Raw genomic sequence first — 17,350 nt, forward strand, 5'->3', positions numbered from 1 at the left:
TGGCGCGGTTTAGTGCCCGTCGCCGGTCGGCAGCGAGAAGATATAGCCTTCGCCACGCACGGTGCGAAGGAATTTCGGATTGGCGGGATCGGCCTCGATCTTCTTCCTGAGCCTCATGATGCGGATGTCGACCGCGCGTGACGATTCCGGGTCTTCTACGAAACCGATCGCCTCCGAGATCGCCGCCCGCGTCAAAAGCCGATTGGCGCGCGTCAGGAAAACTTCCAGCACGTCGTACTCGCTCTTGGCCATTTCGATGACAGCGCCGTTGACGCCGGTGACCAGGCGGCCGTCCAAATCGGCCTGGAAGCCGCCGAAACTCATGAGGCGGCGGCCGCCGGTCTCGGTTTTCGCCGGCTGCGGCTCGGCCGGCTGCGGCACGCGGCGCAGCACGCTGCGGACCCTGGCCAGCACCTCGCGCAGTTCATAGGGCTTGACGATGTAGTCGTCGGCGCCGAGCTCCAGCCCGACGATGCGGTCGAGCGCGGTGCCGGCGGCGGTGGCGTAGATGACGCCGATCTGCGTCCTGGAGCGCAGCCAGCGGCCGAGCGACAGGCCGTCTTCGCCGGGCATGGCGATGTCGAGAATGGCGAGATGGAAGGGTTGCGCTTCGAACAAAGCGCGCGCGGCGGCGGCATTCTCGGCCGTGGCCACGTCATAACCGCTGGCGCCCAAATACTCGGCGACCGCTTCCCGCAGGTCCGGCTCGTCCTCGACGACGATGATGCGCGCCTTCACAATGGTCTCGCTCCCGCTTTCAGCGGAAAGTAGATTGGGTATAAACATGATGTCCAGCACTCATCTCGAGATGTCTGTGGCGGGGTGGAGAAAATGGCAGCACGATCCGTCATCGCGCTTGTATCCGTTGCCGAAGTGGTGGCGGGCGACCTTGCCGACCATCTCGAGCGGCGCGGGCATGACGTGCGCCAGGCGCGCCAGCCATGGGAGGCGGAGTCGCTGCTTTCGGCAGGCGGCATCGATGTCGTGGTCGTCGGCGACAGCGTCAGCCAGGCGGAGGGCCGTGAGCTGCTCAAGCGTTATGGCGGCCAAGGCGGGGGCGGCGAGGGCGATCCCGATTTCATCCTGATCTGCCGGCCGGCCGATCTTGTCGACAAGGTGCTGGCGCTCGAGCTCGGCGCCGCAGATGTCGTGCAGAGCCCGCTCAATGTGCGCGAGCTCGCCGCGCGCATCGGCGGCCTGCTGACGCGGCGCGGCCGCAACGCGCAGGAGCTGATCGTGCTGGAGAACGCCACTGTCGATCTCCGGTCGGCCATGGTCATGCACCGCTCCGGCACCGAGGACCAGCTGTCGCCGGGACAGGTGGCGCTGCTCAGGCTGTTCCTGGCGAGCCCGCGCAAGGTGCTGACGCGCGACGACATCATCGCGGCGGCGCCCGCCGAGAATGCCGACGCCTTCGACCGCTCGATCGATTCGCGCATCGTTCGATTGCGCCGCAAGCTCGATACCGAGACCATCACCACCATCAGGGGCGCCGGCTACCGCTTCGACCCGCCGACGCAGCGCAGCGACTGAAACCGGGGCGGCGAGACCATCTGCCTCTGCCTTCACCGGAGGCCCAAGACCGGTCGCCACCTTTGGGTCCGATGCTGTTATCCGGTCTTGGCATCGGATGCTCCCAAAACCGGCTTCCACTTTTGGGTCCGATGCCTTGTTCAACGGACCACGAGGACCGAAGGGCCGGATGATGGCGCCGCGCTGGCGGTGACCTCACCGGCATGGGCGCGATCCTTCAGCAGCACTGTCGCAAGCGCGGCAAAGCCAAGCAGTCCCTGGGCGTAGAGCAGTGCGGAAAGCACCGTCGCGGCAAATTTCGTCTTCATGTCCTTAACCTCAAATCTCGATATGCGCCGGTGCTTCAGGAAACTCCCGAAGCGCCCGCGCCGCTTACGGAGCCCCCCGTCGCGGCGCGGGCCTTCGGTCCTCTCGGCAGCAAGTAGCCGGAGGGGCCGCGCATCCTCATTGGCCGAAGGCCGACCCGCCAGAAGGCCTTCAACCGGTGGACGCGCAGGCTGGAAACAATCCAGACCGTGGCGATGAACAGAGCGGTGTGCAGCGTCGAAACCTCGCTGGAATTCATCCCTGCAAGCGCCGTTACCGGGTTGCCGGCGACAGAGCCGGCGCCGCCGAGGACGACTGCCGCGACGCTTATCCTGAGAAGCCAGGAGCGTAGGTTCGATTTCCTGCCCATTTTCGTTTGCTGGTGTCTGTTCCCGTTGGGTCAACATTGCCGCCGGCATGTATCCGTTTCATGCCGCGCAAGCCGCGTTTTGTTGCAGATGGGTTTCGAGATCGGGCAGAAATCTTTCATATGGGAAGCGTATCGCCTTTGTTTGCGGGTTTTGGCGGTTTTTGAACCGCAGGCACCGTCGGCGCGGCGGCTTAAGGCAACCGGTTCGGCTAATGTCGGCTGTTAACCTCAAGAAACAGATTCGAAACAGAAACGAGCATCAAGCGAAATTGGCTTGAAACAGGCGACGTCGATAAGGCGGCATCGAAATCGAAGCCGGCCGGACCGGCAAAAAAGAGGGATCGTCATGCATACCGCCATTTCCGCCAAGCTCATCAACGTCGCCGCCGTCGCGCTCACCGGCGCGGCACTGCTCTTCGGCGCCGGCAATGCTGCTCACGCCGACCAGATCGTGGCGCGGGTTTCACTGTCGCAGCAGATCATGGAAGTCTCGGTCGACGGCCGGCCGACCTTCGCCTGGAAAGTATCGACGGGCGACCGGGCGCACATCACGCCGACGGGCTTGTTCAAGCCGACCCGCCTGCACGAGATGTGGTATTCGAAGAAATACGACAACGCGCCGATGCCGCATTCCGTCTTCTTCAGCGGCGGCTATGCGGTGCATGCCACCTACGCCGTCAAGCGTCTCGGCCATCCGGCTTCGCATGGCTGCGTGCGGCTGCATCCCGATGCGGCGGCCGACTTCTATCAGCTCGTCGAGACTTTCGGCCCCGCCAACACCAGCATCGTCATCGTCAAGTAGCCTGGCGCGTCGCCGCCTTCGGCTGACCGCGCCGAAGCCGCAGAAGCGACCCAGAAAAAAGAGGCCGGGATTTCCGGCCTCTTTTTTGATTGTCAGCTCGTCGTGTCGATCAGCTCGGCAGCGCCGGCATCAGCTTCGGATCCGGCTTCTCGGCAAGATGCGGCAGATCCCTGCTGGCGATGAAGGTGTAGAACATCGGCACGACGAACAGCGTGAACATGGTGCCGACCAGGATGCCGGTGAAGATCACCAGGCCCATCGAATAGCGGGCCGCGGCGCCGGCGCCGCTTGAGATGATCAGCGGCACGACGCCGAGCGCCATCGCCGCCGTCGTCATAAGGATCGGCCGCAGGCGGACCTTCGCCGAGGCGATGATGGCGTCGCGCCGCCGCATGCCATGGATCTCGCGCTGCTGGTTGGCGAATTCGACCAGCAGGATGCCATGCTTGGTGATCAGGCCGATCAAGGTGATCAGGCCGACCTGGGTGTAGATGTTGAGCGTTCCGAGGCCCATGTTGAGCGGCACGATGGCGCCGAAGATCGACAGCGGCACTGCCATCATGATGATCAGCGGGTCGCGGAAGCTTTCGAACTGGGCCGCCAGGACCAGGTAGATGACAATCACTGCCGCGGCGAAGGCGATCAGGATGGTGTTGCCCTGCTCCTTTTCCTGCCGCGACTGGCCGGAATAGTCGATGAAGAAGGTGTCGGGCAGCGTCTCCTTGGCAAGATTCTCCAGCACCTGCAACCCGTCGCCGGTGGTCACGCCAGGCAGCGGCAAGGCCGAGATCGTGGCGGAATTCAGCTGGTTGAACTGTTCGATTGCCGCCGGCGAGGCATTGGTCGAGATCTTCACCACCGCCGACAGCGGCACCATCTTGCCGTCGACGCTGCGCACGAAATATCGGCCGAGCTTCTCAGGATTGTCACGGAACTCCTGCGGCACCTGGGGGATGATGTCATAACTGTTGGAGTCGCGGTCGAACTGCGCCACTTCGGCGCCGCCGACCAGCAGCGTCAGCGTGTTGCCAATGTCGGCGATCGGCAGATTCAGGGCCGCTGCGCGCTCACGGTCGATGGTCACCGTTACCTGCGGTGCGTCATAGGACATCGAATTCTGCACGACGATGAAGCGGCCGGAAGCCTGCGCCTTGTTCTTGATTTTCTCCGCCTGGTCGAAGACCTCGGAGGCATCGCCGGTCGAGCGCACCACCATGGAGATGGGCAGGCCGCCGCCGGAACCGGGCAGCGTCGGCGGCGCGAAGACGAAGGCCTGAACGCCGGCGACCTTGGCCAGGCGGCCCTGGATGTCGGCTTGCAGCTCCTTCGAACTGCGCTTGCGGTCCGCCCAGTCCTTGAAGGCGAAGCCGACGAAGGCGCTGTTGGTGGAGCCGCCGAAGGCGACGGCGGAGAATTGCGCCCTGGTCTCCGGAATATCCTTCACCAGGCCGAGCATCTGGTTGACATAGGTCTCGGTGTAGTCCGACGTCGCGTAGCGCGGCGCGGTGACGATCGAGAGCAGGAAGCCCTGATCCTCTTCCGGCGCCAGCTCGGTCGAGGTCTTGGTGAACATGAAGCCGGTGAGGGCGACAAGGGCGGCGACGATGATCAGCGTCACCGGCCGGTTCCTGAGCGAAGCGGTGACCGCCCGTTCGTAGACGCGCTCGACGCGGCTGAAGGTTCCGTCGACGATCCGCTGGAAACGGCCGTGCTGGCCTGCCTTCAGCAGGCGAGCGGACATCATCGGCGTGATGGTCATGGCGATCACGCCCGACAGCACCACGGAGCCGGCCAGCGTCACCGCGAATTCGCGGAACAGCGCGCCGGTCAGGCCGCCGGTGAAGGCAAGCGGGGCGAACACGGCGGCCAGCGTGATGGTCATCGCCACGATGGCTGTCGCGATCTCGCGCATGCCATTGAAGGCCGCCTGCATCGGCGACATGTGATCTTCCTCCATGTGGCGGTGGATGTTCTCCACCACCACGATGGCGTCGTCGACGACAAGGCCGATCGCCAGCACCATGGCCAGCAGCGACAGAAGGTTGATCGAATAACCTACGGCGAACAGGATGAAGCAGACGCCGATCAGCGACAGCGGGATGGTCACGATCGGCATCATCACCGAGCGGAACGAGCCGAGGAACAGGAGGATGACCACGATGACGATGGCGACGGCCTCGCCGATGGTCTTGAACACTTCCTCGATCGAGGCGCTGATCTGGCCCGTCGCGTCGTAAACGACCTCGATCGTCATGCCTTTCGGAAGCGTCTCCTGGATCTGCGGCACGAGCTTGGTGACCGCGGCCGCAGTCGTCAGCGGGTTGGCCGCGGGCGTCGGGAAGATGGCCAGGAAGGTTCCCGGCTTGCCGTTGAAGCTCACCCTGGTGTCAGTGTTCTTCGCGCCGAGCTCAATCCGCGCGACATCGCGCAGCCGCACCACCTGGCCATCCGTCGAGCGGATCGGGAGCTGGGCGAAGGCCTCGGGCGTCTGCAAGGTCGAATGCACGGTGATCGAGGAGACAATATACTCGTTTTGAGTGTTGCCGGGCGCCGACAGGAAGTTCGAGTTGTTGATCGCGGTCAGCACGTCCACGGCGGTGGCGCCGCGGGCGGCAAGCCTGATCGGGTCGATCCAGATGCGCATGGAATATTCCTGGGCGCCGAAGATCTGGACGTCGGCGACGCCTTCCACGGTCGAAATGCGTGGCCGGATGACACGCTCGATGTATTCGGTCAGCTGCTCCTTGGTCATGTTCGGATTCTGCATCGAGATGTACATCATCGCGAACTGCTGGCCGGTGCCTTTGACGATCACCGGGTCTTTTGATGCGTCCGGCAAGGTGCCGCGCACGCCCTGAACCTTGGACAGCACCTCGGTCAGTGCGACGTCCGGATTGGAACCGAGCTTCATCTGCACCGTCACGGTGCTCGAAGATGGGCGGCTCGAGGACGTGACGTAGTCGATGTTCTCGGTCGAGGCGACGGCGCGCGCGATCGGGGCGGAGATGAAACCCTGGATCAGGTCGGCGCTGGCGCCCGGATAGGCGGTAGTAATGGTGATCGCCGTCTCGTCAACCTTAGGATACTGACGGATCGACAGGCTGAAGATGCCCTGGAACCCGAGCAGCAGGATCAGGCAAGCCAGCACCGTCGACAGCACGGGCCGGCGGATGAAAAGGTCGGAAAAGCTCATTGCTGAACCTGTTTGTTCGCCGATTTGCTGGGGTCGATGGTGTTGTCGACGGCGACCGACATGCCGTTGAAGAGCCGGTTCTGGCCGGCGGTGACGACCTGGTCACCGTCCTTGAGACCTTCGGTGATCTCGACCATGCCGTTGTTGCGCCGGCCGAGCTTGACGAATACCTGCGAGATGACCAGCGCGGGCTGCTGTGCGGCTTCGGCCGGCTTGGCTGCCTCCGCACCGGCCTTGTCGGCCGGCTTTGCGGCATTGTCCGCGGGTTTTGTAGTATCGCCTGGCTTGGCGGCGTCGGTCCCAGTCTTTGCCGCATCGGCAACCGGCTTGGTCGCATCGGCCTGAGGTTTGGCGGTATCCCCTGCGGGCTTGTCTGTAGCCGACGTCTGATCCTCCGGCTTCGCAGCCGGAGCAGCGGTGGCGCCGGCGGGCTTTGGCGGTACGACCACGAAAACGTAGTCGCCGTAGAGGCTCGACGTCACGGCGGTCTGCGGCACCGAGATGACGTTGTTTTCCTCCGGCAGTTCGACGCGGATCTGCACGAATTGACCGGGAGTGAGCTTGCCCTCCGGATTGGCGACCTCGCCACGGATCGAGACCAGCCGGCTCGCCGGATCGATCTTGGGGTCGATGCCGCGGATCGAGCCGGCAAAAGACATGTCCGAAAGGCTGGTGCCGAGCCGGATCGTCTGACCGATTTTCAGCTCCGGCAGCTGCTGCTCGGGAACCGTGAAATCGACCCGCATCGTATCGAGATCCTGCAACGTCACCACCGAATTGCCAGGCGCCAGATACTGGCCGACATCGATCCTCGGAATACCCGGCGTGCCGGCGAAGGGCGCCGTCAGCTGCTTCTGCTCAAGCACCGCCTGCAGCTTGTTGACTTGCGCGGCGGAAGCCGTCGCGGCCGCGCGCGCGGCATCAAGCGTGGCGTCTGTGCCGACGCCGCGCCGCTGCAATTCGATTGCGCGGGTCAGTGCCGCCTGGTCGGATGCGGCCTGCGCCTTCTGCGCCTCCAGATCGGCTTTCTCGACGGCATCGTCGAGCTGCAGGAGGACCGCGTCCGCCGCAACGTTCTGGTTGGCATGGAAGAGAATTTCCTTGACGATGCCCGTGGTCTCGACCGTGAGGTCGACGCCGCGCACGGCATTGACGGTGCCGATCGCCTCGACGCCGGGGGTCCAGTTCGAAGGCCTGACGACGACCGTCGAGACGGTCGCGGCCGGCGGCTTCATGGTGGCGAAAAACTGCTTGATCGCGCTGTCGCGAAACAGATTGAAGCCGACGACGCCGGCACACACCACGGCAAGCAGAAGCAGGACTACGGTGATGATAATGGCGCGCTTCACGGACAGTCCCCTTAGGCCGGCAACCGGCGTAAAAACGATCGATGCCGGGACACATACCGATGATGAATCCCGATTTCAAATTTCGGGCGCCTTCCTGTACCGTCTGGACGGTCTTGTCAATTCCGCATACGCTAATGTAAGGGAGTCGTGATGAAAGCTCGCAGGGCAAATTCGCGCGACAGAATACTTGCCGCAGCCGCCGACGTGGCGCGCGAGGCGGGGCCGGGGAACCTGTCGCTCGACGCCGTCGCCAGCCGCGCCGGCGTGTCGAAAGGCGGCCTGCTCTACAACTTCCCGACCAAGGCCAAGCTGATGCAGGGCCTGGTGGAGAACTATCTCAAAGACTTCGAGCAGGCGCTCGAAGCCCTCATCGCGCAAGCCGGCGATGAAAGCGCGCTCTCGGCCTATATCACGCTTTCGTCCGACGATTGCGAAAAGCCGCAACCCTCGGCGTCCTGGATTTTTTCGGCAATCGCCGAGGATCCGGAATTCCTGGCGCCGATAAAATCGTTCAAGCGGCAGTTGTTCGAACGGCTGAAAGGTGAGACGAGCGACCTTGGTGCGCTGCTGGTCTGCTTTTTCGCCATCGAGGGGCTGCGCAGCATGGATCTTTTCGATTCCGACGTGATGACGCCGGACGAACGCAAGCTCTTGATATTGTCGCTGCTCGAGATCGCAGTTAGGTCACCAGACAGTTAAAGGCGTCATACCAGCTTCATCCTACGGACATAGCGTTTTCCCTGGTTCTTTGCTGCAATGCAAAAGGAGTGGGACATGGTGGACGTTGTTTCTAACGAGGCTGGGATCCCGAGACCGGATCATCCCTTACATCAATCGGGTGGCGCCAAATGGTTCTTGCCGGCCTTCGGTGTGCTGGTTCTGGTCGGCATTATCTATGTCGGCTATGCGCTTAGCCAGGATCTGGCGGTGGCCAAGACGGTGCCGTGGATCCTGCTCGGCATCGCCTTGCTGATCGCGCTCGGCTTCGAGTTTGTCAACGGCTTCCACGATACTGCCAATGCGGTGGCGACCGTCATCTACACGCGCTCGCTGCCGGCGGAATTCGCCGTCATGTGGTCGGGCGTCTTCAACTTTCTCGGCGTGCTGACCTCGAGCGGCGCGGTGGCGTTCGGCATCCTGTCGCTGCTGCCTGTCGAGCTCATCCTGCAGGTCGGCTCGTCCTCGGGCTTTGCCATGGTGTTCGCCCTGCTCACCGCGGCGATCCTGTGGAATCTCGGCACCTGGTTCCTCGGCCTGCCTGCCTCGAGCTCGCACACGATGGTCGGCTCGATCATCGGCGTCGGCCTCGCCAACCAGTTCATGGCGCCGGCCGGCAGCGCCACCAGCGGCGTCGACTGGGGGCAGGCGACCAATGTCGGCACCACCTTGCTGGTGTCGCCGATCATCGGCTTTTTCGCCGCCGCTATCCTGCTCTATGTCATGAAGCTGCTGGTTCGCAATCCGGCGCTCTACGAGGCGCCGAAGGGCAACACGCCGCCGCCGTGGTGGATTCGCGCGCTGCTGATCTTCACCTGCACCGGCGTCAGCTTCGCGCACGGCTCCAATGACGGGCAGAAAGGCATGGGCCTGATCATGCTGATCCTGATCGGCGTGGTGCCTACCGCCTACGCGCTCAACCGCACGCCCGACGCCAACTATCTCGAGGCCTATAAGTCGGCTTCGGTCGGCGTCGAGACGGCGCTTGGCAAATATGTCAAGCCCGGCGTCACGGTTGCCGATGCCAATGCCGCAAAGGCAGCCGTGCAGGAAGCGGTGCGGACCAAGACCTGGAACGACCAGACGACCGTGGCGCTGCAGACCTACATCCACAACACGACCGCGTCGCTGCAGCCCTACCCTTCGGTCGAGAAAGTGCCGACGGACCTGGTCAGCAACGCCCGCAACGACATCTATCTGATCGGCGAAGCGCTGAAGCTGATCGATAAGAAGAAGCTGCTGCCGATGCAGGACGCCGACTTGAAGGCGGTGACCGACTACCACAAGGCCGTCGACAACGCGACGAAGTTCATCCCGCTCTGGGTGAAGATCGCCGTGGCGCTGGCACTCGGGCTCGGCACCATGGTCGGCTGGAAGCGCATCGTCGTCACCGTCGGCGAAAAGATCGGCAAGAGCCACCTGACCTATGGCCAGGGCGCCGCCGCCGAGCTGGTGGCGATGGTCACGATCGGCATGGCCGATCGTCTCGGCCTGCCGGTGTCGACCACCCACGTCCTGTCGTCGGGCGTCGCCGGCACGATGGCTGCCAACGGCTCCGGCCTGCAGTGGTCGACCGTGCGCAACCTGCTGCTGGCCTGGGTGCTGACGCTGCCGTGTTCGATCGCGCTGGCCTTCGTCCTGTTCGTGATCCTGCGCCACGTGTTCTGAGCGGCCGATCATGCACCGGCAATAATATCGACGGCGCCGGTTTCCGGCGCCGTTTCGTTTTTGGGCATGTCGACAAGCCATGAATGACGCATCGCATATGACACTGCTTGCCTGGGACGACAGCCGGCACCACGCGCCTGGACTGGTTTGGGCTTATCGCGGCACCGCCGGCGGGCCGCCGGAGCCGCTGCTCCCAAAAGATATCAAGGCGGCGCTCGCCGCGCCGGATGGCTGGGTGTGGCTGCATGTCGATCTCATCGACCAGCGCGCGCATGCCTGGATCAATCATGCCTGCGCGCTGCCGCATTCGGCGCATGCAATCCTCGAAGGCCACGAGGACAGCATGGCGCTGGCGCATGAGAGCGGCGTCGTGCACGGCATCGCCGCCGATCTGCACAGCGAGATGGCGCGCCGGTCGACGACGATCGGCAGGCTGCATTTCGCTGTGACGGACAGGCTGCTGGTGACCGGCCGGCGCCATTCGCTGGCCGCCGTCGAAGAGGTGCACAAGGCGCTGTCGGAGGGATTTCAGCCGGCCACGGCGTTCGAACTGTTCGGCGCCATCGTGCTCGGCTTTTGCAAGAATGCAAGCGAGCGGCTCAATGCCGCGACCAAGCAACTGGACGAAGTCGAGGATCATCTGGTTGCCGAACGCCCGGCCGACGAGCGGCGGCGGATCAAGGATGTGCGCCGGCTTGCGGTGTCCCTGCACCGGCCGATCTCGGCGCAGGCGGCGCTCTTTCAGGGCGAGGACCGATCCGGCTGGGAATTGTCGGCAGGGGCGCATGAGATGCTCGGCCGGCTCGCCGCCCGCCTCGAAAGGCTCGACCGTGAAGTCGTGATGGTCAACGACCGGGCAAGGCTGCTGCAGGAAGAGGTGGCCGCCGAGCTGGCGGATGAATCGAACCGCAGCCTCAAGGCGCTGGCGGTGATGAGCGCGCTGCTTTTGCCGGGGACGCTGATCGTCGGCATCTTCGGCATGAACACCGCCGAGCTGCCGCTGACCCATACGCATGGCGGCTTCATCCTGGCGCTGCTGCTCGCGGCAGGGGCGACCGGCCTGTTCTATTGGCTGCTGTTGCGCGCCGGCGCCAATTTGCGGTTCTAAGACCGCGGCCCAGGCAGCGCTTGCCGTCAGCTCAGGGCGGTCAGGTCGGGTCTTCGCGATGCAGATCGTGGATGGTCACGCCGTCGACGCTGGTCGGCAGCATCAGCCATTTCTTGTGGCGCAGCGTGCGCTCGGTGTCCTCCTGGCCCATCTCCCAGTGCTCGCGCATCGAGGTGCCGGAGAATTCATAATCCTTGGCGTGACCCTCGTAGCCCTTGTGCTGGTAGATGAGGTGGACGATGTTGACGACGCCGGCATCGGAATAGTCGGCGATCAGTTCCTTCTCGCCGTCCTTCAGCTGCTCCGGCGGCACGCGCTTCAGCGCATCGAGCAGCTTCATCTTCAGCGCATGGATGCGCTGGAAATTGTCGGTGTTCTGGCGCGTGCGGCTCGAATACATGATGTCCTTGTGGCGCGACAGCACGTCGGCCATGCCGCGCGGCAGCGCGCCGCGGGCGCTGAACAGGTCGACCTGGAACACCAGCGAGGAACGGTCCTCTTCCTGGTCGAGCAGATATTGCAGCGGCGTGTTGGAGACGATGCCGCCGTCCCAGTAATACTCGCCCTCAATGCGGACCGAGGGGAAGGCCGGCGGCAGCGCGCCGCTGGCCATGATGTGCTCCGGCTCGATGCGCACCTTCTCGGTGTCGAAATAGACGAAGTTGCCGGTCCTGACGTTGACGGCGCCGACGCTGAGGCGCTTCTTGCCGTCGTTCAGCACGTCGAAGTCGATCAGGCTCTGCAGCGTGTCCTTCAGCTCGGCCGTGTCATAGAAGCTGGTGGCGCCGTCCGCGCCCGGCGGCTGGAACCACGGATTGGGATTGCGCGGCTTGAAGAAGCCGGGCTGGCCCATGGTCATCGTCATCCACGACGAAGTGCGGTTGCGGATGTCACGATAGATGTCGCCTTCGGGCGTATAGGCCCAGATCTTGCGGCCCGAGACCGTCTGCCAGAACTGCTCCAGCCGCTGCATGCGGCGGCTCGGCTCGTTGCCGGCGATGATCGCGGCATTGATGGCGCCGATCGAAACGCCGGAGAGCCAGGTCGGCTCGCAGCCGGCATCGGCAAGCGCCTGATAGACACCGGCCTGATAGGCGCCGAGCGCGCCGCCGCCCTGGAACACAAGCGCGATGCGGTCGTACTGCGCGGTGATTTCAGCGATGGTGGCGGCGACCGCCTTGTTGCGGTTGCGATCAAGCACGAATTTTCTCCAACTGGGTTGCGGCAGCCGCGGACTCGCCATGCTCGGCGAGATAGTCGTGGACGACCTCGCCCAGCCCAAGCGTCAGATCGGCGGTGAAGTGAACGGCCGACACGATGTCCAGCACCGGCAGCCTGGCAACGTCGGCCATTACGTGCGGCCGAAGGTCGAGCGCGGCCGGCGCGGTCCAGGCTTCTTTCAGCGTTATATCTGTGAGGTAATAGCGAACCAGCTCGCAGATGCGCGGCGAGCCGTCGACATGCGGGATGATCTTGATGAGGAAATTGGGCGCGGCGAGCGAGGCGAGCACGGAATCATGGTCGGCCTCGCGGTGCTTGTAACCCATCGTGCCGGTGGCGCACAGAACGCTTCCATAATGAAGCGTGCCGACCACCACTTCGCCTTCATGCACGATCTTGCGGTTGGCGAGCTTCTTGGGAAAGCCCCAGAGCTCGCGCCCGCCGGCGATCGGCGCATCGTCGTCGAGATACATGGAATGGACGTAGCCGCCATGCTGGCCCTTGTAGCGCACCGGGATGACCTGGCCGGTCTCGGTGTAGTCGCCGAAGCCGGTCGAATCCGGCATGCGGATGAACTCGTACTTGACCAGCGGCTCCTCAATCTCCAGCGGCGCCGGAACCACCGCTTCCAGCGCCTCGCGCGTCGTGCGGTAGGTGATGATGATGTATTCGCGGTCGAAGAAATGGTAGGGACCGGGCGGGAAGGAAGGGTTGGTGAGCGGCATCGCATAAGCGCGCTTCACGACATCGGCAATTTCCATGCTGGTGCCCCCATTTGGTTCGGAAAATAACCCCGCGCGAACGCGCCGCCGACTATGTCGCATGGCAGCGTGACAATGCCGTGTCAGTCAGACGACGGTGCTTCGGCGAGCCGGCAAAGAGCGTCGCAGTGCTGTAATCGAGCCGACACATGGCAGTGGCATTGTCGTGTTGCGTCGCACAAACTATCTGCCCAAAAAGTTCCCTCCCTCTCACCTCTCGCGAGATCACCCATGGGTTCCCTGTCTTCGAAGAATGCGCTCGTCACCGGCTCGACCAGTGGCATCGGCCTTGCAATTGCGCGCGCCTTTGCCGCCGAGGGCGCCAACGTCACCATCAATGGCCTGGGCGATGCCGTGGCGATCGAGCAGGAGCGTTCCGGCATCGAGAAGGATTTCGGCGTCAAGTGCCGCTACTCCGACGCCAACATGATGGATGGCGCGGCGGTGAGCGCCATGATCCGCGACGCTGAAGCCGCGTTCGGCAGCCTCGATATCCTTGTAAACAATGCCGGCATCCAGCATGTCGCGCCGATCGAGGAATTCCCCGACGACAAGTGGGAAGCGATCATACGCATCAACCTTTTGGCGGCCTTCTACGCCATCAAAGCGGCGGTTCCGGGCATGAAGCAGCGCAAATGGGGCCGCATCATCAACACGGCTTCGGCGCACGCGCTGGTCGCCTCGCCGTTCAAGTCGGCCTATGTCTCGGCCAAGCACGGCATTGCCGGCCTGACCAAGACGGTGGCGCTGGAAGTCGCGCAGGACGGCATCACCGTCAACGCGATCGCGCCCGGCTATGTCTGGACGCCGCTGGTCGAAAAGCAGATCCCCGACACGATGAAGGCGCGCGGCATGACCGAGGAGCAGGTCAAGCACGATGTGCTGCTGGCGGCGCAGCCGACCAAGGAATTCGTCACTGTCGAGGAGCTCGCCGCGCTGACGCTGTTCCTGTGCTCGGACGCGGCCAAGCAGATTACAGGCACGACCCTGCCGATGGATGGCGGCTGGACGGCGCAGTAATCGCCGGTCTGCCTGCGGGAGTCGGGACGGGACCGATCCGGTCCTGACCCGGCGGAACAGTTTCGCGCCTTGACGATATCCCCCCGGGGAGGATATCGGTCGGGCATGTCCGAACTTATCCATGCCTCTCATCCCGCCATCGTGAAACGCCTGAAACGTGCGCAAGGCCATCTTGCGGCGGTGCTTTCAATGTTCGAGACGCAACGTCCCTGCGTCGATCTCGCGCAGCAGCTCCACGCCGTCGAAAGCGCCATCAGCAGCGCCAAACGCGAACTGATCCACGACCATATCGAACATTGCCTGAAAGACACCGCCGATGGCGGCTCGCACGGCTCGCTCGCGGAACTCAAGCAACTGGCGAAGTACCTATGAGCACTTTCGGCGCGCACATCCTCGACTGGTTCGGCCTCGGCTCGCACGATCATGCGGGCCATGGCCACGATCATGACCACGGTGGCCACACCCATGGCGTCATCGACGCGACGATAGCCACGACCGACCGGGGCATCTGGGCGATAAAATGGTCGTTCGTCATTCTGGCGGTCACAGCGGCGTTGCAGATGGCCGTGGTGTTGGTGTCGGGCAGCGTGGCGCTGCTTGCCGACACCATCCACAACATCGGCGATGCCACCACCGCGATACCGCTGTGGATCGCCTTCATGCTGGCACGGCGCAAGCCGTCGACAACCTTCACCTATGGCCTTGGCCGGGTCGAGGATCTGGCCGGCATCATCATCGTGCTGATCATCCTGTTCAGCGCCATCGTCGCGGGCTACCAGGCTATCGAGCGCCTGATTTATCCACAGTCGGTCACGCATCTCGGTTGGCTGTCAGCGGCCGGCCTGATCGGCTTTCTCGGCAATGAGGCAGTCGCGGTGTTCCGCATCCGCATCGGCCGCGAGATCAACAGCGCGGCGCTGATCGCAGACGGCTATCACGCCCGCACCGACGGGCTTACCAGTCTTGCCGTGGTCGTCGGCGCCTTCGGCGTCTGGTTAGGTTTTCCGCTTGCGGACCCGATCGTCGGGCTGCTTATCACCATCGCTATTTTCGGCATCGTCTGGCAGTCGGCCCGCGCGGTGCTTACCCGAATGCTCGACGGTATCGAGCCGGGCATGATGGCTGAAATCCACCATGCGGCGGAGCATGTGCCCGGTGCGCGGATCGTCGACGCCAAGGCGCGCTGGATCGGCCACAAGCTTCATGTCGACATTGCCATTGCCGCTGACGAAACTCTGCCGCTTGGCGAGGCGAGCAAGATTGCGGCGGCGCTGGAAGATGAGCTTTTCGAACACCTGCCGGCGCTGGCGGCGGCCAACGTGCGGTTCTCGCGCGACAACATCGACCAGGGTCAACCGCATTCCCATGACCACAGCCACGACCACGGCGCGCACACTGATCACGGCCACTGACGCGGCCGCGATCGACGGCTATAGTTTTGCCGATGCTTCAGATGCTCGTCGAATTTCAACGCACGATCTACCTGGCACTGGCCGAGCAGATCAAACTTGTCTCCGCTGGCGGCGGTTGGCTGGCGTTTCTGACCTTTCTGCCGATGGGCATCATCTTCGGCGCCGCACATGCCCTTACTCCGGGGCATAGCAAGTCGATATTGGCAACCTACCTGATAGGATCGGAATCCGGATTGTCACGAGGGCTTGGGGTCTCTCTGGTCCTTTCGTTCACCCATGTCACGATGGCGGTACTGATTGCGCTGCTTTCGCTGCCACTCGTCTCAATTGCTCTTGGGAGCGTCGGCCGGGCGCCGATGCTGGAGGACGTCAGCCGGGGGCTCTTGGGGCTCATCGGTCTGTGGATGCTTTGGCGCGCCGTCAACCATCGGGGGCATAGCCATTACGGCCATGAGGGAGAAGCCGTGGGCATCATGGCCGGTCTTATTCCCTGCCCGTTGACCCTGTTCGCGATGACGTTCGCAATCTCGCGGGGCGTGCCGGAGGCTGGGCTGGCCTTTGCGGCGACAATGATGCTAGGCGTCGCATTTACCTTGTCGGCGGTTGCGCTGCTTGCGGTCTTTTTCCGTCGACAGCTTCTGCATTTGCTCCAGTCATACCCAAGGGCTCTGGCGTCCGTTACCTGGTCGGTCGAAGGGATTGCCGGTGCCGTCCTCGCCGCAGTTGCCGTCCACGAAATATTCATGCGCTGATCGGCTTCACGGCGCACAGCCGGTTTCGAACAGCTCGCCAGCGATGGCCGGACTCGCGGCCGCGGCGAGACTTCTCGGGACTGAAGTCACGCTTGCTGCCGCGGGTCGTTCCGGCGGTGTGACGACTGCCATCACAAACGACCATCAACTTTTTCGGACGTCGACCTGATCCAACGCGGCCCTAAGACCCCGAGCAAGTTTCTGCACGTCATCATTGGCCCAGAAATGCATGAAGAACACTCGAGGCTCCTCGTTCAGCATGTGGCTATGCAAGGCCGTGACCTCGATGCCGTTGTCCCGCATGGCCTTGATCACGGGATTGACTTCCTTTGCCGTCAGAACGAAGTCGCCGGTTATCGCGGCCTTGCCATCGCCGGTCGGCTGGAAGTTGATGGCGATCGCGGAGCCCATGGCGGCCGGAATCTCCATGCCGTCCTCTTTGATCGGTTCAGCACGCGGAATGCCGAATTGATAAACGCCGTTGCTGTCCTTGCCCTTGAATCCCATGATCTTATCAATGGCGGCTGTGTCTAGGCCAGCCGCCGGCGATGCGGGTTGCGGCGTGGACGCCGTAGCGTCCCCGAGAGGCGTCTTGCTGAGTGCCAAGCCTGCATGCAGCGCCTTGGCGAGCGCCAGTGGATCACCTTGTCCCCACACGTGCATATAGAGCGTGCCGGGTTCGGTGCGGAGCAGATGGTTGTGAAGCGCGGTGATTTCCAACCCCTGTTGCACGAACTCCTTCATCACCGGACTGACTTCGTCCTGCGTCAACACAAGGTCGCCCATGACCATGGCTTGGCCGCCCATCGGCTCAAACGCTACCCAGCCGCCAAGAGCGAACCCGGGCTTTAACCCAACGCCGTCGAGGGTGACTTTGAGGTCCGTTCGAGGAAGTCCAACGCGATAGACCCCGCCGGGCATTTCCGTGCCAGATTTGCCCAGCGCCTCGGCAACCGCCTTCCAGTCGGCGGCATGCGCTGGGGGCGTAAAGGTCAGCATCAACACGATACTGGTCAGAATTTTTGCATACATGACATTTCTCCGGGTTGTTGCCCCCCAGATAGCGTCAGGTCGCGAACTCCGCCTCATTCCGACCCATAGGAACAGTTTCAGCCTGCAGGCCTCCAGGTGTCGTCTT

The 17,350-nt window shown here is 63.4% G+C and carries 17 protein-coding genes; 9 read left to right on the forward strand and 8 right to left on the reverse strand.

Features of this window, described 5'->3' with window-relative positions; genetic code table 11:
- Positions 1-9: 9 nt before the first annotated feature.
- Positions 10-738, reverse strand: a complete 729-nt coding sequence (locus tag FJ974_RS06600; protein WP_226891503.1) for a response regulator — start codon at positions 736-738, stop codon at positions 10-12.
- A gap of 93 nt (positions 739-831) precedes the next feature.
- Here FJ974_RS06600 and FJ974_RS06605 point away from each other — a divergent pair, with 93 nt between their 5' ends.
- Entirely contained in the window at positions 832-1,533 is a 702-nt protein-coding gene (locus FJ974_RS06605; protein ID WP_140533938.1) for a response regulator transcription factor, read from the forward strand.
- 140 nt (positions 1,534-1,673) lie between these two features.
- Here FJ974_RS06605 and FJ974_RS06610 read toward each other — a convergent pair whose 3' ends face one another.
- Both FJ974_RS06610 and FJ974_RS06615 read right to left on the reverse strand, forming a co-directional pair.
- Entirely contained in the window at positions 1,674-1,841 is a 168-nt protein-coding gene (locus FJ974_RS06610) for a hypothetical protein (protein WP_140533939.1), read from the reverse strand.
- Positions 1,842-1,876: 35 nt separating this feature from the next.
- Entirely contained in the window at positions 1,877-2,209 is a 333-nt protein-coding gene (locus FJ974_RS06615; protein WP_140533940.1) for a hypothetical protein, read from the reverse strand.
- A 346-nt stretch (positions 2,210-2,555) separates the two neighbouring features.
- Here FJ974_RS06615 and FJ974_RS06620 point away from each other — a divergent pair, with 346 nt between their 5' ends.
- Complete coding sequence (locus tag FJ974_RS06620) at positions 2,556-3,011, forward strand: L,D-transpeptidase (protein WP_140533941.1); 456 nt, start codon at positions 2,556-2,558, stop codon at positions 3,009-3,011.
- Positions 3,012-3,120: 109 nt separating this feature from the next.
- Here the strand turns inward: FJ974_RS06620 and FJ974_RS06625 are convergent, their stop codons facing one another.
- Positions 3,121-6,204 carry an efflux RND transporter permease subunit gene (locus tag FJ974_RS06625; RefSeq protein ID WP_140533942.1) on the reverse strand — a complete coding sequence of 1,028 codons (3,084 nt, stop codon included), beginning with the start codon at positions 6,202-6,204 and terminating at the stop codon, positions 3,121-3,123.
- On the reverse strand, positions 6,201-7,553 hold the full coding sequence (locus FJ974_RS06630; protein WP_226891504.1) for an efflux RND transporter periplasmic adaptor subunit: 1,353 nt from the start codon (positions 7,551-7,553) through the stop codon (positions 6,201-6,203). Before FJ974_RS06630 ends, FJ974_RS06625 begins: the two co-directional genes overlap by 4 nt.
- A 150-nt stretch (positions 7,554-7,703) precedes the next feature.
- Here FJ974_RS06630 and FJ974_RS06635 point away from each other — a divergent pair, with 150 nt between their 5' ends.
- From FJ974_RS06635 to FJ974_RS06645, 3 genes are all read left to right on the forward strand, one after another.
- Positions 7,704-8,252, forward strand: a complete 549-nt coding sequence (locus FJ974_RS06635; protein ID WP_140533944.1) for a TetR/AcrR family transcriptional regulator — start codon at positions 7,704-7,706, stop codon at positions 8,250-8,252.
- A 75-nt stretch (positions 8,253-8,327) separates the two neighbouring features.
- Positions 8,328-9,938, forward strand: a complete 1,611-nt coding sequence (locus FJ974_RS06640; RefSeq protein ID WP_140533945.1) for an inorganic phosphate transporter — start codon at positions 8,328-8,330, stop codon at positions 9,936-9,938.
- Positions 9,939-10,017: 79 nt separating this feature from the next.
- Positions 10,018-11,046, forward strand: coding sequence for a CorA family divalent cation transporter (locus tag FJ974_RS06645; protein WP_140533946.1), 1,029 nt, complete (start codon positions 10,018-10,020; stop codon positions 11,044-11,046).
- A 40-nt stretch (positions 11,047-11,086) separates the two neighbouring features.
- Here the strand turns inward: FJ974_RS06645 and FJ974_RS06650 are convergent, their stop codons facing one another.
- Entirely contained in the window at positions 11,087-12,247 is a 1,161-nt protein-coding gene (locus FJ974_RS06650; RefSeq protein ID WP_140533947.1) for a patatin-like phospholipase family protein, read from the reverse strand.
- On the reverse strand, positions 12,240-13,028 hold the full coding sequence (locus FJ974_RS06655) for an acetoacetate decarboxylase (RefSeq protein ID WP_140533948.1): 789 nt from the start codon (positions 13,026-13,028) through the stop codon (positions 12,240-12,242). Before FJ974_RS06655 ends, FJ974_RS06650 begins: the two co-directional genes overlap by 8 nt.
- Positions 13,029-13,259: 231 nt before the next feature.
- Between FJ974_RS06655 and FJ974_RS06660 the strand changes: the two genes are divergently transcribed.
- The 4 genes from FJ974_RS06660 to FJ974_RS06675 all read left to right on the forward strand — a co-directional run bounded on the left by FJ974_RS06660 (position 13,260) and on the right by FJ974_RS06675 (position 16,212).
- A complete protein-coding gene (locus FJ974_RS06660) occupies positions 13,260-14,048 on the forward strand; it encodes a 3-hydroxybutyrate dehydrogenase (protein ID WP_140533949.1) in 789 nt (262 codons plus the stop codon).
- Positions 14,049-14,153: 105 nt separating this feature from the next.
- Positions 14,154-14,420 carry a metal-sensing transcriptional repressor gene (locus tag FJ974_RS06665; protein WP_140533950.1) on the forward strand — a complete coding sequence of 89 codons (267 nt, stop codon included), beginning with the start codon at positions 14,154-14,156 and terminating at the stop codon, positions 14,418-14,420.
- Entirely contained in the window at positions 14,417-15,460 is a 1,044-nt protein-coding gene (locus tag FJ974_RS06670; protein ID WP_140533951.1) for a cation diffusion facilitator family transporter, read from the forward strand. The genes FJ974_RS06665 and FJ974_RS06670 overlap by 4 nt, the downstream gene beginning before the upstream one ends.
- Before the next feature lie 32 nt (positions 15,461-15,492).
- Complete coding sequence (locus tag FJ974_RS06675) at positions 15,493-16,212, forward strand: sulfite exporter TauE/SafE family protein (RefSeq protein ID WP_140533952.1); 720 nt, start codon at positions 15,493-15,495, stop codon at positions 16,210-16,212.
- 144 nt (positions 16,213-16,356) lie between these two features.
- Here FJ974_RS06675 and FJ974_RS06680 read toward each other — a convergent pair whose 3' ends face one another.
- Entirely contained in the window at positions 16,357-17,244 is an 888-nt protein-coding gene (locus FJ974_RS06680) for a DUF1259 domain-containing protein (protein WP_140533953.1), read from the reverse strand.
- Positions 17,245-17,350: the final 106 nt, after the last annotated feature.

It is taken from the genome of Mesorhizobium sp. B1-1-8 (genome assembly GCF_006442795.2).
Lineage (GTDB): Bacteria > Pseudomonadota > Alphaproteobacteria > Rhizobiales > Rhizobiaceae > Mesorhizobium.

Bases quoted from the DNA above. Each gene is read 5' to 3' on its own strand.
- FJ974_RS06655 (WP_140533948.1), bottom strand. From the start codon at position 13,028: ATGGAAATTGCCGATGTCGTGAAGCGCGCTTATGCGATGCCGCTCACC.
- FJ974_RS06660 (WP_140533949.1), top strand. From the start codon at position 13,260: ATGGGTTCCCTGTCTTCGAAGAATGCGCTCGTCACCGGCTCGACCAGT.
- FJ974_RS06665 (WP_140533950.1), top strand. From the start codon at position 14,154: ATGTCCGAACTTATCCATGCCTCTCATCCCGCCATCGTGAAACGCCTG.
- FJ974_RS06645 (WP_140533946.1), top strand. From the start codon at position 10,018: ATGAATGACGCATCGCATATGACACTGCTTGCCTGGGACGACAGCCGG.
- FJ974_RS06620 (WP_140533941.1), top strand. From the start codon at position 2,556: ATGCATACCGCCATTTCCGCCAAGCTCATCAACGTCGCCGCCGTCGCG.
- FJ974_RS06610 (WP_140533939.1), bottom strand. From the start codon at position 1,841: ATGAAGACGAAATTTGCCGCGACGGTGCTTTCCGCACTGCTCTACGCC.
- FJ974_RS06615 (WP_140533940.1), bottom strand. From the start codon at position 2,209: ATGGGCAGGAAATCGAACCTACGCTCCTGGCTTCTCAGGATAAGCGTC.
- FJ974_RS06675 (WP_140533952.1), top strand. From the start codon at position 15,493: ATGCTTCAGATGCTCGTCGAATTTCAACGCACGATCTACCTGGCACTG.
- FJ974_RS06625 (WP_140533942.1), bottom strand. From the start codon at position 6,204: ATGAGCTTTTCCGACCTTTTCATCCGCCGGCCCGTGCTGTCGACGGTG.
- FJ974_RS06640 (WP_140533945.1), top strand. From the start codon at position 8,328: ATGGTGGACGTTGTTTCTAACGAGGCTGGGATCCCGAGACCGGATCAT.
- FJ974_RS06680 (WP_140533953.1), bottom strand. From the start codon at position 17,244: ATGTATGCAAAAATTCTGACCAGTATCGTGTTGATGCTGACCTTTACG.
- FJ974_RS06635 (WP_140533944.1), top strand. From the start codon at position 7,704: ATGAAAGCTCGCAGGGCAAATTCGCGCGACAGAATACTTGCCGCAGCC.
- FJ974_RS06605 (WP_140533938.1), top strand. From the start codon at position 832: ATGGCAGCACGATCCGTCATCGCGCTTGTATCCGTTGCCGAAGTGGTG.
- FJ974_RS06670 (WP_140533951.1), top strand. From the start codon at position 14,417: ATGAGCACTTTCGGCGCGCACATCCTCGACTGGTTCGGCCTCGGCTCG.